The sequence below is a fragment of the Paenibacillus sp. NPDC057967 genome (assembly GCF_042887015.1).
Lineage (GTDB): Bacteria > Bacillota > Bacilli > Paenibacillales > Paenibacillaceae > Pristimantibacillus.
Window position 1 is genome coordinate 442,408 of record NZ_JBHVQB010000005.1, and the last position, 13,703, is coordinate 456,110.

Below are 13,703 nucleotides of genomic sequence, written 5' to 3' on the forward strand. Positions count from 1 at the left end.
AGCCCTTCCTCTTTCGATTGTATGGGAAGCTATATTCTCTTACCGGACTATGGTTAAATGAAAGTATCCGCCATTGTCGCCATTCTGCTTCTCGCGGCAGATGAAGAGACGATAGCATTCATCAAGCAATACGTTAAGGAGAAGACTTATGATTCGATTATTATCACCCGAGGAGATGGATGCCATCTTGGCTGTCATGGACAGAGAGAGGCACTTTTTATACTACTCTTATCTTACTGCGCGCAGAGCACGTACAGTTCAAGTTGGTCATTACTCCGCGAATGGAGAACTGCTAGGCGTGCTGGCTTACTTGAGAGGCATGCCCTTTCACGCCTTTTCCGTCTATCCGGTGCATGAATCCTTCCGATTGAAGCCGCTTATGATCGACATGTTAGAGAGGTTGAAGCTGCCACAAGAGGCGGTCGGGAGTTGTATGGTGAATGCGGAAGACAAGCACTTGTTGGAAGAGCAGCTGGAGATCATAAGCCCCGCTACTCCGATTATACTGATGAAGCATCGTCACCCGGAGGCGCTTCCGCCGGTTGATGAGCAAGTTGTTCGGCTTGAGCCGGAGAGCTACAACCGGATCGAATCGAGGCTGGCTGAATGGAACACGATGGCATTTACCAGGGAAGAGCTGCAGTATCCTTTTTACGGTATATGGGCGGGTCAGGAGCTTATCGCTCTGGGGGGTTATCATATTTACTCAGAGGACTATGTGGAACTGGGCAATATCGGCACGGATGCGAGCTGGCGAAATCGTGGATATGGCAGGAAGATATGCGCACAGCTGACACGTACGGGCTACGCGATTAGCGAGCACATTTATTTGAACGTTGTCGAGGATAATAAAACCGCGATTCGCCTATACCAATCCTTGGGATATGAGAACGTATGCCGTCAATACATCGTACCATTTAAGCTGTGAACGATAGAAAGTGGAGAAAAGTCGGTATCCGTAGAAGCAGAGCCTCGGCTACCTTTGTTACTGCCATGTCATCTGGATATTCACAGCGGGAATGGACAAGCTATTGCCAAATGAAGCCAGATGAAAGGCGGACATCAGCAAATGGGCAGCGGTCTTCTCCACCCATTCCCCAAGCGAAGGCAAAGGGAACGGTATAGAGGCATATTTTTCATATTGGGGCTGAATGCTGCAACGGATTCCTTTGCGGTGGGGCTGTACGAAGGTCGTACAATCGTACCGATGGGAGCCTTCCTTCGTGGCTTGAATGCAAGGGATAAAGAAACATTGAGGCAAACTATTCAGCAAAATCAAATTCAGTCTGAAGGAGCGTTCATAGCTGTCGCACCGGCCATCTGTGTCGAGTTATCCTTCCAAGCCGTCGAGCAGCGCGAGCTGATCGATCCGGCTTTTATCTCGTTTCAGCTGGCCGTACCTTCTGCGGAATGCACATGGGATAAGCTCATCAGGGATAATACGATCGTCCACTCCGAGGTTCGGATTACGCATCCCGAGAAGCTGGTATGGAAGGACCTTCATATCGACAAAGAGGGCTATCTTGCCTATCTCATTCAAATCTCGCCTTATATGCTGCCGTTTCTGCAGAACCGGACATTAACGCTAATTCGCTATCCGCAAGGGATACCGGGGGAATCGTTTTTCCAGAAGGATTGCCCTGATTATGCCCCTTCCTTCATTGCTACCGAGCGAGAAGGCGACAAATCGTATATCGTCTGCAATGATTTGTCCACGTTATGCTGGCTTGGCAATCAACTGGCGATCGAATATCATATTCCGTTTCAAGCGATTGGAAACGATCGTCCGCTAGAAATTGTGCTTGATCTGGATCCGCCAAGCCGTGAGAAGTTCCAGTTGGCGGTGAAAGCGGCTACGGAGATGAAACGCATTTTCGATTCGTTCGGAATTATCAGCTTTCCCAAGATTTCAGGCGGAAAAGGTCTGCAAATTCATATCCCTGTATCATCGAACAGCCAGTTGACGTATGACGATGCCAGAGTGTTTACGTCCTTTTTAGCGAATTATTTGGTCGAGCAGTTTCCGGACGATTTTACCATTGAGCGATTGAAGAAGAACCGGGGCGGAAGATTGTACATCGACTACATTCAGCATGCTGCGGGCAAAACGATCATCAGTCCTTACTCGACGCGCGGGAACGAAGATGCGACTGTCGCCACACCGCTTTATTGGGAGGAGGTTAATGAGCAGTTATCGGTACGAACCTTTAATATTCCGTATGTTCTGGATCGACTTACTCGCGTAGCCTGTCCGATGAGCGATTTTTTCAAGCAGGAGAACAAAGGACTCGAACAGGTCATTGCCAAGCTGAAGGAGCGGAGCATCGTCCGCTCATGACGGTCTGCCGGATGGGGATGAAACCTCTAATCTTGCATGATAACCGCAAGTATTGCGGTTTTTTGGTATGCCATGCAGCAGGATATCGCTGAACTTCTGTGCAACAATGATCGCTAATCGAGTATAATGGGTTAAAAATCTTAGTCGGGTGACGGTATGAAAAATATTGTTTTTACAGGGGGCGGGTCTGCGGGCCACGTCACTGTGAACATCGCTTTAATACCGAAGCTTGCGGAGAAGGGCTGGTCTACAACCTATATCGGGTCGAGTGACGGCATTGAAAGACGGCTTGTCTCCGAGCTTCCGCAGGTCAGCTATTATCCTATATCCACAGGCAAGCTTAGAAGGTACCTATCCTGGCAAAACGTGAAGGACCCGTTCCGAGTAGTCAAAGGTATCTTCCAAGCCTACCGGATTATAAAACAGGAAAAGCCCGATGTTGTGTTCTCCAAAGGCGGGTTCGTCTCCGTGCCGGTTGTCATGGCGGCATGGATGAATAAAATACCTGTGATTATTCATGAATCTGATATTACCCCGGGACTTGCGAACAGGCTGGCCAGCCCGTTCGCTACGGTCATATGCACGACCTTTCCGGAGACTGCGCAGGCGATCGGAGAGAAGAAGAGCCGTTATGTAGGAGCTGTAATCCGCGAGAGTTTAAAGAAAGGCTGCGCGGAGCGCGGACGGTCGTTCACCGGACTGCCGGATAACGGTAAGCCGTCGCTTCTCATTATGGGCGGTAGTCTGGGGGCCCGGCGAATTAATGAAGCTGTGCGCCAGGCCTTGCCAGAGCTGACGAAGGCGTATCAGGTCATTCATATATGCGGGAAGGGCCAACTGGATCAGAAGGTTGTGAGTTCGGAGTATCGCCAATATGAATATGTGAATGAGCAACTGCCCGATATATTGGCCATGAGTGATTTTGTTATTTCGCGGGCAGGCTCCAATTCGATCTTTGAGTTTCTATATTTAAGGAAGCCGATGCTTCTTATTCCGCTTACCAAGCAACAGAGCAGAGGCGATCAGCTTCTGAATGCGGCATCGTTCGAGCGAAGCGGGTATTGCAAAGTGCTGCTTGAAGAGAAACTAAATTCGGAATCGCTGCTGGCATCCGTGCAAGACATCTCCCGCAACAAACAAACCTATCTACGCAGCATGAATCGCTATGATGCACAAGATGCGTTGACGACCGTCTATAAGATCATTATTGAGACCGCAAAAGGCTAACAGAGTGCAATCATACGAAGCCCCTCGATCATTCTGTCGTGCGGCTTGACGGTTCCATTCGCTTCATGTAAAGTAATGTAAATTAACTTGGGATTGAGGAAGGATTGGAGCATGCCCGAAATGTAGTGTCCCTTGGCAACGGGTATTGAGAAGGGCAGTTCTCTCTTCTAGGTCATAAGCCCTGACTTCTGGAATGGAAGCAAGTCGCAAATTCCGCCCTATTCGTCGTCCCATCCTGCAATGAACCGCGAGTGATCGCGGTTTTTTTGATTGCGAATGAAAGGGGATCGTCTGTTGCGTCTGTTATTAGGTATAATAGGAGACATACAAGTTCATGGCATACGCACGGAAAGAGGAGGTCTATTCTTTGACTCTGCAGCAGTTGAAATATGTGATAGAAGTGGCCAATCGAGGCTCCATTAATGAAGCGGCCAAGCGGCTGTTCATCTCCCAGCCCAGCTTGTCCAATGCGATTAAGGATCTGGAAGAGGAAATGAATATTTCGATCTTCGAGCGTACCAATAAAGGCATCTCGCTCTCCAAGGAAGGCGCGGAATTTCTCAGCTATGCCCGGCAGGTGGTGGAGCAAGCCGAATTGCTAGAGAGCCGCTATCTGAATGCGAAGCCTTCTCCGCAGCACTTCTCGGTATCCACCCAGCACTATGCCTTTGCCGTTAATGCATTCGTAAGCTTGGTGCAGGAGTACGGCCAGGACGAATACGAGCTGGCTCTGCGCGAGACCAAAACCTATGAGATTATCGAGGACGTCAAGAGCATGCGCAGCGAGATCGGCATTCTGTATTTGAATGAGTTCAACGGGAAAGTGATCAACAAGCTGCTGAAGTCGGCCAATCTTCAGTTCACCAGCCTGTTCACGGCGAAGCCGCATATTTTTGTCAGCATTAAAAATCCGTTAGCAAAACAATCCAGCGTTAAAATAGAAGATCTGCAGCCTTACCCGAATCTGTCATTCGATCAAGGCGAATACAACTCGTTCCACTTTTCCGAGGAAATTCTAAGTACACTGATTCATAAGAAGAGCATTCGGGTGAACGACAGGGCGACGCTGTTCAACCTTCTGATTGGCTTGAACGGATATACGATCTCTACAGGCGTGCTCAGCTCCGATCTGAATGGCAACGAGATTATCCCGGTCCCGCTGGATGTGAATGAAAGCATTAATGTAGGTTGGATATCCCATAAGAACGTCGCTTTGTCCAAGCTGGGCACGTCATATGTAGAGGCACTGAAGCAAGCAATAGGGCAATAGCCATTCGTTAAAGGGGCTGTCAACCCCTATGCGCTTTGCTATAGCTATTGGCTATAACTAGTCATAGTATAATCCAGTTATGCTATATCCATAAATCCATGTTATCTTTCTTGTAACAATTCATTTAGGGGTGTTGCGAGAATGGTGAAGAGCAGTGTATTGGGATATCCGCGCATCGGAGCGGATCGTGAATGGAAGAAGGCGCTTGAGGCATTCTGGGGAGGCAAGCTGGAGGAATCGGCATTCGAGAGCCAGCTTCAAGATATCCGGTTGAATCACCTGCGCAAGCAGAAGGAACAAGGCATCGATCTTATTCCAGTAAATGACTTCAGCTATTATGATCATATCCTGGATACTGCGGCAATGTTCGGCATTGTGCCGAAGAGATTCCCTTACGAGGGCGGCGCTGTACCGCTTTCGGTATACTACGGCATGGCTCGCGGTACGAAGGAAGCGACTGCAAGTGAAATGACGAAATGGTTCAATACGAACTATCATTATATTGTGCCTGAGCTGGATGGCGCTACGCCTGCCCTGACGGAGAACAAGCCGCTGAACGCTTACCGTGAAGCGAAGGAGAAGCTGGGCATTGAAGGCAAGCCGGTCATTGTAGGCCCGCTTACCTTCCTGAAGCTGTCGAAAGGTTATGAAGCTTCCGAGACTGACGCATGGCTGGATCGCTTGGTTCCGCTGTATGTACAAGTTCTGACAGAGCTGGCGCAGGAAGGCGTACAGTGGGTTCAGATCGATGAGCCGATTCTGGTTACAAATGTGGATGAGGCGGATATTCAGCGTCTTAGCAGCATTTATGAGACGATCAACAGGGCTGTTCCTGGTTTAAACATTTTGCTGCAAACCTACTTCGAATCGGTCGACAACTATGAAGCGATCGTTCAGCTTCCGGTTCAAGGCATTGGCCTTGACTTCGTACACGGCTTGAAGGGCAATCTTGCAGCGATCAAGCAGTTCGGCTTCCCGTCGGACAAGGTGCTGGGCGCCGGCATTATCGACGGCCGCGGCATTTGGAAAGCGTCGCTTCGCGAGAAGCTGGCACTGGCACAGGAGCTGGCTGGACTCGTGTCCGCAGACCGATTGATCGTACAATCCTCTTGCAGCTTGCTGCATGTGCCGGTAACGGTAAGCAAGGAAGCGAAGCTTCTGCCTGAGCTGAAAGGCGCCCTTGCTTTTGCAGACGAGAAGCTAGTCGAGCTTGTATTGCTGACGAAAGCTTTGACTTCCGGAGAAGCTTCAATTGCCGGGGAAATCGCACAATGCGACAAAGATTTACTTGCCCTTAGCGAGTCTAGCCAGCGCAACCGCAATGATGTGAAGCAAGCAGTTGCGGCCATTAGCGCAGGCGAGCCAAGCCGTGTGCCGTTCGCGGAGCGTCATGTTGCGCAGCAGAACAAGTGGCAGCTTCCTATTCTGCCTACGACAACGATCGGCAGCTTCCCGCAATCCGCAGAGGTTCGCAAAGCTCGTCAGCTGTGGCGTAAGGGAGAATGGAGCGAGGCTCAATACGAAACATTTATCCAAGAGCAAATTGACCTTTGGATTAAACTTCAAGAGGAAATCGGACTGGACGTTCTGGTACACGGCGAGTTCGAGCGTACAGATATGGTAGAATTCTTCGGTGAGAAGCTGGCCGGCTTTGCGTTCACACAGTATGGCTGGGTTCAATCCTATGGCTCCCGTTGCGTGAAGCCGCCAATCATCTTCGGTGACGTGGCATTCGAGCAAGCGATGACGGTTGAAGAGACGAAGTATGCGCAATCGAAGACAGCTCGCCCTGTCAAAGGCATGCTGACAGGTCCGATTACGATCATGAACTGGTCTTTCGTACGAGACGATATTACACGCGAGCAGATTGCTTATCAGCTGGCTTATGCGCTTAGACAAGAAGTAGAAGCACTTGAGCAAGCAGGCATAGGCATGATCCAGGTGGATGAGCCGGCTGTCCGTGAAGGCTTGCCGCTGAAAGAAGAGGATCAGGCCGCTTACTTGGCATGGTCGGTCAAGGCATTCCGCTTGACGACGGCTACAGTACAGCCTGAGACACAAATTCATACGCATATGTGCTATTGCGAATTCCATGACATGATCGGTTCCATCGAAGCGATGGATGCGGACGTTATCTCCATTGAGACTTCCCGCAGCCATGGAGAGTTGATTCACAGCTTCGAGGAGAACACGTATGAACTGGGCATCGGTCTTGGCGTATACGACATTCACAGCCCGCGCGTTCCTGGTGTTGGCGAGATGACCAATATGATCGACCGCGCGCTGCGCGTACTTGATCCGAAGCTGTTCTGGATCAACCCGGACTGCGGTCTGAAGACACGCGGCCAGGAAGAGACAGTAGCATCCTTGCGCAACATGGTAGAAGCTACCCAGATTGCTCGCGAGAAGCATGCCGTACAGGCATAATACAAGTTCTATTCATCAGATATAGAGAACGATTGGATAGGGTTCATATAGAGGAGCAGACGCTTGGGCGTTCTGTTCCTTTTTTTATTTCCTTTTTACCGTAAATAATGATAGCTTTATCTCATCCTTCACACGAAAACAGCTATTGTGGTAATATGATTTAATCCATTTCATGGGTTAGCTCATCAAGGATAGGAGAGGCCAACATGTCCCATTGCTTAACGCCAGCGCAGCAGCTGGCAATTGATCATATTGCCGCATACGCGCAATCCCGCAAGGGCGATGCGGCGTCGGTCATAAAAGAAGTTCTTGCGATGTCCAATATACCCGGCGAGACGCTGGAGCAAGCAGTGGCTAGTATAAATCAATATGCGCGTGTCGCCTTGCATTTTCATCCCGACCGGCTGAATCCGGCCATGAAGAGTATTGCGGAAGCGCTGCTGGAGGAAGGCGTCTATAAAAGTCAGTTCGAGACGCTTCTATCGAATGGAAGTGTATCCGCCTATCCTGGCGGCCAAAGGGATATCTGGGAGGAGCGTCTGTTCGGAGGGGCTTATCAGACGAAAGGGACGACGAATGCTGATCGGCCTAAGTATGGAGCGCTAAACCTGATGCTTCATCCCGATGGTCCAGCTCCCCGATTCGGCTCATGTTATTTTCTATTGCGGCCGAATGTTACCCGCCGCTGTACGTTCACGTATATGGATTCGCATCAGGAGCCGGAGGAGAAGGGGACTTGCGAACAATTCAATATGGTATTGGCCGCTTTGTTGAAGGATGCCTTTCATAACGAGTGTGCCTTGGGGGAGAGAGAATTGACACCTGGCAAGCTGGTGGAGCATCTGATTCACAAGCTTGGCCTTCCATTTATCGAACTGTCGAAGAGACCCGCCATGCGCAATTTGAATCACTATATTGAAGCGCAAGTACATGGGGCCGTTTCATTGAAAGAAGATGCGGATACGCTTGTCGCCGACCCATCCTTTAAGGGTACGAAGACGGGCGAGCTGCTGGAGCGCATATGCCGCCTATATGACATCAGGCTGTATTGGCACATGGGATTTTCACTGAAGGCTGCGGATGTACCCTCTAATTTCCGAGGACCGGCGATGCCGTCCTTGGCCCAAAGAATTGCGGTGAACGGAAGGATCGATGCGCATGCCATCGGAGCGGCGGCAGCGGAGGTTGTTAGGCATCCCGATGCATGGAGCGATCGGGGTAGCGCCAAGGACATGCTGCAAGAGCTGAAATTGCTCTGGCATGTGCTGGTTCGATACGGCAGTCCTACTTCGTATTAGTTTGTGCGTGTCGGTCATAACGTTTCGGATTGCGATCAACTGACTCCCAGCTCGATTTAATAGATAAACGTTAACGACATTAAGGACAATTCAACTATTATTAGTAAAAGGGGACACACCATATGACTTATAAAATTGCAGCTTATCAAAGCAACATGCACGACCAGTTGGTCGACATCTGGCACCGGTCCGTCCGCGCGACGCATCATTTCCTGACGGAGGAAGATATTGCGTTCTTTTACACCATGGTAAGCGGAGGAGTCCTAGCCGCTGTGGAGATCTGGACGGCGGTTGATCAAGCCGGGAGTCCGCTAGGCTTTATCGGTCTTGACGGCAAGAAGGTCGAGATGCTGTTTGTCGATCCTCAAAGCCATGGGCAGGGAATTGGCAAGGCTCTGCTTACCCATGCCATTGAATTAAAGGGCACTGATTTGGAAGTTGATGTGAATGAACAGAATGAAGGCGCCCACGCGTTTTATATCAGATTCGGCTTCGAGCAGATCGGCCGCTCGCCGCTGGACGGTTCGGGAAAGCCTTATCCGCTGCTTCATCTGAAGCTGCGCACCCGCGAGGACAGCAATAGCTAGAATCTCAACAGCTTGTTAGACTATGCCGCCTATCAGAAAAATCGTGCCGACGATGATAAGAACAATACCGCCAGATCGGGTCATCATCAGATAGCCTTGACTAGGCTCCGAGTCGTCTTTCACCTTCCAGCTTTCATTGATATACCATGCAAAATCCGGTTTGACGAGATAAAGGATGCCAAATGCAATAAAGATCAAACCAATAAATACGTACATTTGATCAACTCCTTTATAGATAAATACACGCACAAGACAAGGATTAGGTCTAATATGTTCCTTTTTTTGAGTGGACTATCCGCTAGAGAGCCGTCTACAGTTGAGAAGCTTAGGCGGTTGTTATTTTCTGTAAAATTTTGGGCTTATGAAAGAGTCAAGGTTACAGCTATAATAAATGCATCCAAATGATAGTAGAGAGAGAAGGGACATTTGCTATGCCGAAAGCGGCACAGATGACGATTATTATTCCGGGCATAATCCTGTTCGTATGTCTATTCGCGATGATGCCAGTCGTGCTTCACTTCGGTTCCGGCGACGGCGGGCTGCAATTTTCATGGGGACAAGGCTTCCAGAGCTTCAAGGCATACGTTGCGGGTCTAGGAACAGGGGAATCATTCACCTATTATTCGGGCAAAAACGAACATCACTTCTGGGATCGCATTGGCAGCTATTTTCTCACTTCATTTTATTATGTAACGGCTGCAAGCATTCTGGGTACATTGATCGGCATATTCGTCGGAATCTATTTTGCCATCTCGAAGGCGGGGTGGGCGAAGAGCCTTGCCGATTTTGTCGGCGCGCTTCCTGATTTTGTAATCGTGCTGCTCTTGCAATTTATCATTGTGCTTATTGCCAAAGCAACCGGCGTTGTCTTGTTCGATGTAGCGACATTAAGTGCAGATGATCCAGCAGTCGTGCTTCCGCTGCTGGCGATGATTATTATTCCGGCAAATTATATGCTGCGCAATGTGGCCATGCAGATGAAGCTGACGCTAACGGAAGATTATATTAGCAACGCCAAAGCCAAGGGCTTGGGCAAGCTGTATATCATTTTCTATCACGGCCTGCCGAATGTGCTGCCTTATGTGAAAGGTGATCTGCATAAGCTGATGGGCATTGTGATGGGCAATCTATTTATCGTGGAATACCTGTTCAACAATAAAGGCGTGTCGATGCTTATCTTCGCTCATGCCTTCGTTGGAGGAGAGTATCAATATGACATCGTCGTAAACGGATTGTTGTCATTCCTTCTCCTCTATGGGCTAGGCTACAGCTTATTGAGAGTCTGTTTATTTGCATTGGGGAAGGTGTTTGAGCGATGAACAAGACGTTGCTTGCAGGCTTGATCATTACTGGAATGATGATCTTCATCGGTCTCTTTGGTCCGCTTCTTGCTCCGCACGGGCTGGAGGATCAGCTGAAAATTGAATACATAGTGGGTGAGGACGGGGAAGGCATGGTCATTGCGCCTCCCGTTGCTCCAAGCGCAGAATACCCGCTGGGGACGGATAAGAACGGTTATGATCTCTTGACGAAGCTCTTGCATGGCGCCAAGTATACCATCTTCCTTGCGATTGGCATTGCGGTCGCTCGGGTCGTTATTGGCGGATTAATCGGCTTGATGCTGGGCTATTACGGCAAGCAGGGCACGGAGAAAAAAGGCAATTCGTTCTGGAGTATGCTGAACGGGATTCCGATCTTTCTAATTGTATGGCTGATTATGATTGGCATCTCCATTAATCCGAATGCATCTTCATTTATGATGTCGATGTTGCTAGCGGTTGTACTGCTTGTCATCGGCGTGCCGTCTGTGGCTTCGACTATAAAGGAAAAGACAATGGTTATTCGCGAGAAGCAGTTCGTTCAGGCTTCCGAATCGCTTGGTGCGGGAGGCTGGAAAATTATTCGCTCCCACCTGCTCCCGCACCTGAAGGAAAGCTTCCTTATATTGATTGTGCAAGAGATCATACTTATTTTGACGTTGTTCGGACAGCTGGCAATCTTCCATATATTCGTTGGCGGTACAACGATGTATCCTGATCCGTTGGAATACTACAGCCGCACGAACGAATGGAGTGGGCTAATCGGCCAGAACCGAATGAACTTCTATGCTAATCAGTGGATCTTCTATGTGCCTCTGGCTGCTTATGTTGTATTGATCCTTGGGTTCCATCTGGTATCCCAAGGTCTTGAGAAGCGGTACGGCAAGATGTTTTCCAAGTTCTCTCATCTATAATCTGATCTGTGAAGGCTGGTGATCTATTGGATCATCAGCCTTTACGTATGCATTTTCTACATTTGCAGGTTGCCGGACATCCGTTCGGCAGCCTTTTTTATTTTAATGTGAAGGATGCGAGATGCAACATTTTATCCTCTCTTTGAGTTTATTGGTATAAGATGTAAATTGAAACGGGCGATGGGAGGCGGAGTAGTTGAGGCGTCAATGGATCATGGCTGTCATGTTAATCGGATTGTTGATATCCGGTTGTACTTATGAGCGTGAAGTATCGGTCACAAATGAATCGCTGCTGGAGACGGAATCAACACGATTACGCGCACAGCTTGAACAGTTACAAGCGGAGCTCCGTGCGTCCGAGAAGAATGCCGCGGCATGGAAGGCAAAGCTCGAAGCGAATCAAGCAACGCCCTCCGTAACGGAGCAATATCCGAAGCTGGCATTTTTGGCGAGCCTTCCCGAAATGGAGAAAATCGAGATAAGAGATGAACTAGGCTCCGTTTTCATAACGGATTCCGATGTTCTATCTTCTGTGTCGCATTTATTTGCTGTGCAGTCAACGATACAACCAGGCAGCCCGCCAATGCCTGATGTCGAGCCGGTAGAGTTAGTGCTGACCACCGATCAGGGAGTTGTACGCGCACGAATCATCCAGCGCAACATCATTCAATTCGAGGAGATGTATCCCAACGAGTATTATGTAGCAAACTCAGACGTCTATCTATTAGCAAAAGCTTTTATGCACCGGCCGCAGTATGTCCCAGCTGAGCAATCCACGACCTTGAAGATGATCGACAGTGGGCTTATGAGAGTGGACGCAGATGTCTATCTCACCCATCCCGGCAGGATGTTGGCTATGGCAAAGGCATTCTTTTACTTGGAAAATAAGGCTGTTGAAAAGCCTGTTGATCCGGCAATGCTCGAGATGGCACTCACGTTTTACTATTACGGCGAGGAAATTAAGCTTCATCTTTACCGGAACCACGCACAGCTTCTCGATGGGGAGCAGGAAATCTGGTTTGAACTGCAAGAAGGTGATTTGGCGTCCATGAAAAGCATTATAAATGCAGGCTGATGCAGAAATGAAGGAAAAGAGGTTAATGATGATAATGAAAAAGTTGTTCTACGGTTTTCTAATTATACTGCTCGCAGGATGCGCTGACCCTGAAACTGAAATCAATATTCCGCATTCACCTACTCCATCCAATACAACAATATCTTTGGAATCGGCACTGCCAATGCCGAGCAGTCAGCCGGATCTGCCTGTTTTTACAGAAGCAGAGATGCTTCAATTCGAACTGCTGAGAGCGGATTGGACCAAGGAACAGATGGAGGCAGAAGTGTTGGAGAAGGAAGTGAATGAATTAGCCAGTACGACGGTCTACTCCGATGAAAACATATCGTATACTTACTTGGATTGGTTTAAAACGCTAACGCCAGCTGTCGTAGATGTTTTTGGGGATATATCTGGTCCGCGAGGTTTGCGGGTAGGTGATTCATTTGAGGAAGTGATGACATTATTCCCTCAGGATAAGGATTGGAAATCCGATCCCCTTGGCTTTTTTTATGGAGATGTTGACAATGAATATGAGCAATTAGATTATGCATTAACGGGATATGTGACGGAATATGAAGCTGGTAATGAAATAACGCTAGTTGTTGAAGGCGGTTTTCCGTTTTTGAGAGTGTTTTTTGAGGATGACATCATGACTCATTATACGTTTTATTTGATATCAGCCCATTAGAAGAAATGAAATCTCCTGACTGGCGTTAGAGGCATCAAGTGAATCGTTGTGGTACGATAGAGTTCGAAGTGAAATGAACGGAACAGCGTGCGCAGCGAGAAGAAGGAGAGGATGTCGTTGAAATTCCGAAAAGCAGGGAAGGAAGATGTGCGGGAGATTGTTCGCCTCCTGGCTGATGACGAGCTGGGAACGAAGCGGGAGCGGTACGAAGACCCGCTGCCAGAGGTTTATTACGAGGCATTCGCAGATATGGAAGCGCAAAGCGGCAACCATATTTTGCTCGCAGTAGATGGGGATGCAGTATTGGGCTGTCTCCAGCTTGTGATTATCCCTGGTTTAGGCAGACAAGGCATGAAACGCGCTATTATAGAGGCTGTTCGGGTTGACCGGGCTTATCGGGGACAAGGCATCGGACAAGCGATGATGAAGGAAGCGATTGAACGGGCAAGGCAAGAGAACTGCCAATTGGTACAGCTGACAACGGACAAGACGCGAAGCGACGCTCACCGGTTCTATGACCGGTTAGGCTTTGTGGCGAGCCACGAAGGCATGAAGCTGTTTTTGTAAGAGGAATCGAG

Annotated in this window: 13 protein-coding genes; 12 read left to right on the plus strand and 1 reads right to left on the minus strand. The window is 49.0% G+C overall.

Going from position 1 to position 13,703, the window contains the following annotated elements; translation table 11 throughout:
* Positions 1-148: 148 nt before the first annotated feature.
* The 7 genes from ACFVSO_RS15660 (at position 149) to ACFVSO_RS15690 (ending at position 9,147) form a co-directional block, all read left to right on the plus strand.
* A complete protein-coding gene (locus ACFVSO_RS15660; protein ID WP_387475096.1) occupies positions 149-928 on the plus strand; it encodes a GNAT family N-acetyltransferase in 780 nt (259 codons plus the stop codon).
* A gap of 141 nt (positions 929-1,069) precedes the next feature.
* Positions 1,070-2,338 carry a DNA ligase D gene (gene ligD, locus ACFVSO_RS15665; protein ID WP_387475098.1) on the plus strand — a complete coding sequence of 423 codons (1,269 nt, stop codon included), beginning with the start codon at positions 1,070-1,072 and terminating at the stop codon, positions 2,336-2,338.
* A gap of 156 nt (positions 2,339-2,494) precedes the next feature.
* Positions 2,495-3,565, plus strand: coding sequence for an undecaprenyldiphospho-muramoylpentapeptide beta-N-acetylglucosaminyltransferase (locus ACFVSO_RS15670; RefSeq protein WP_387475100.1), 1,071 nt, complete (start codon positions 2,495-2,497; stop codon positions 3,563-3,565).
* Positions 3,566-3,932: 367 nt separating this feature from the next.
* Positions 3,933-4,835, plus strand: coding sequence for a LysR family transcriptional regulator (locus ACFVSO_RS15675; RefSeq protein ID WP_387475102.1), 903 nt, complete (start codon positions 3,933-3,935; stop codon positions 4,833-4,835).
* Between the two features lie 141 nt (positions 4,836-4,976).
* Positions 4,977-7,262 (plus strand): 5-methyltetrahydropteroyltriglutamate--homocysteine S-methyltransferase, encoded by a 2,286-nt coding sequence (gene metE, locus ACFVSO_RS15680; protein WP_387475104.1) that lies wholly within the window; start codon positions 4,977-4,979, stop codon positions 7,260-7,262.
* 206 nt (positions 7,263-7,468) lie between these two features.
* Positions 7,469-8,560 (plus strand): DUF3626 domain-containing protein, encoded by a 1,092-nt coding sequence (locus ACFVSO_RS15685; protein WP_387475106.1) that lies wholly within the window; start codon positions 7,469-7,471, stop codon positions 8,558-8,560.
* Between the two features lie 122 nt (positions 8,561-8,682).
* Positions 8,683-9,147 (plus strand): acetyltransferase, encoded by a 465-nt coding sequence (locus ACFVSO_RS15690; protein WP_387475108.1) that lies wholly within the window; start codon positions 8,683-8,685, stop codon positions 9,145-9,147.
* Between the two features lie 15 nt (positions 9,148-9,162).
* Here the strand turns inward: ACFVSO_RS15690 and ACFVSO_RS15695 are convergent, their stop codons facing one another.
* On the minus strand, positions 9,163-9,363 hold the full coding sequence (locus tag ACFVSO_RS15695; RefSeq protein WP_387475110.1) for a DUF6199 family natural product biosynthesis protein: 201 nt from the start codon (positions 9,361-9,363) through the stop codon (positions 9,163-9,165).
* A gap of 215 nt (positions 9,364-9,578) precedes the next feature.
* Between ACFVSO_RS15695 and ACFVSO_RS15700 the strand changes: the two genes are divergently transcribed.
* From ACFVSO_RS15700 to ACFVSO_RS15720, 5 genes are all read left to right on the plus strand, one after another.
* Entirely contained in the window at positions 9,579-10,466 is an 888-nt protein-coding gene (locus ACFVSO_RS15700) for an ABC transporter permease subunit (protein ID WP_387475112.1), read from the plus strand.
* Positions 10,463-11,380, plus strand: a complete 918-nt coding sequence (locus ACFVSO_RS15705; RefSeq protein WP_387475114.1) for an ABC transporter permease — start codon at positions 10,463-10,465, stop codon at positions 11,378-11,380. Before ACFVSO_RS15700 ends, ACFVSO_RS15705 begins: the two co-directional genes overlap by 4 nt.
* A 196-nt stretch (positions 11,381-11,576) precedes the next feature.
* Entirely contained in the window at positions 11,577-12,455 is an 879-nt protein-coding gene (locus ACFVSO_RS15710) for a hypothetical protein (RefSeq protein WP_387475116.1), read from the plus strand.
* Entirely contained in the window at positions 12,445-13,125 is a 681-nt protein-coding gene (locus ACFVSO_RS15715; protein WP_387475118.1) for a YajG family lipoprotein, read from the plus strand. Before ACFVSO_RS15710 ends, ACFVSO_RS15715 begins: the two co-directional genes overlap by 11 nt.
* 111 nt (positions 13,126-13,236) lie before the next feature.
* Positions 13,237-13,692, plus strand: a complete 456-nt coding sequence (locus tag ACFVSO_RS15720; RefSeq protein WP_387475120.1) for a GNAT family N-acetyltransferase — start codon at positions 13,237-13,239, stop codon at positions 13,690-13,692.
* Positions 13,693-13,703: the final 11 nt, after the last annotated feature.

What these genes read in the sequence shown, in the direction of transcription:
- ACFVSO_RS15660 (WP_387475096.1), top strand. Translation starts at nt 149, where the DNA reads ATGATTCGATTATTATCACCCGAGGAGATGGATGCCATCTTGGCTGTC.
- ligD (WP_387475098.1), top strand. Translation starts at nt 1,070, where the DNA reads ATGGGCAGCGGTCTTCTCCACCCATTCCCCAAGCGAAGGCAAAGGGAA.
- ACFVSO_RS15670 (WP_387475100.1), top strand. Translation starts at nt 2,495, where the DNA reads ATGAAAAATATTGTTTTTACAGGGGGCGGGTCTGCGGGCCACGTCACT.
- metE (WP_387475104.1), top strand. Translation starts at nt 4,977, where the DNA reads ATGGTGAAGAGCAGTGTATTGGGATATCCGCGCATCGGAGCGGATCGT.
- ACFVSO_RS15685 (WP_387475106.1), top strand. Translation starts at nt 7,469, where the DNA reads ATGTCCCATTGCTTAACGCCAGCGCAGCAGCTGGCAATTGATCATATT.
- ACFVSO_RS15690 (WP_387475108.1), top strand. Translation starts at nt 8,683, where the DNA reads ATGACTTATAAAATTGCAGCTTATCAAAGCAACATGCACGACCAGTTG.
- ACFVSO_RS15695 (WP_387475110.1), bottom strand. Translation starts at nt 9,363, where the DNA reads ATGTACGTATTTATTGGTTTGATCTTTATTGCATTTGGCATCCTTTAT.
- ACFVSO_RS15700 (WP_387475112.1), top strand. Translation starts at nt 9,579, where the DNA reads ATGCCGAAAGCGGCACAGATGACGATTATTATTCCGGGCATAATCCTG.
- ACFVSO_RS15705 (WP_387475114.1), top strand. Translation starts at nt 10,463, where the DNA reads ATGAACAAGACGTTGCTTGCAGGCTTGATCATTACTGGAATGATGATC.
- ACFVSO_RS15715 (WP_387475118.1), top strand. Translation starts at nt 12,445, where the DNA reads ATGCAGGCTGATGCAGAAATGAAGGAAAAGAGGTTAATGATGATAATG.
- ACFVSO_RS15720 (WP_387475120.1), top strand. Translation starts at nt 13,237, where the DNA reads ATGTCGTTGAAATTCCGAAAAGCAGGGAAGGAAGATGTGCGGGAGATT.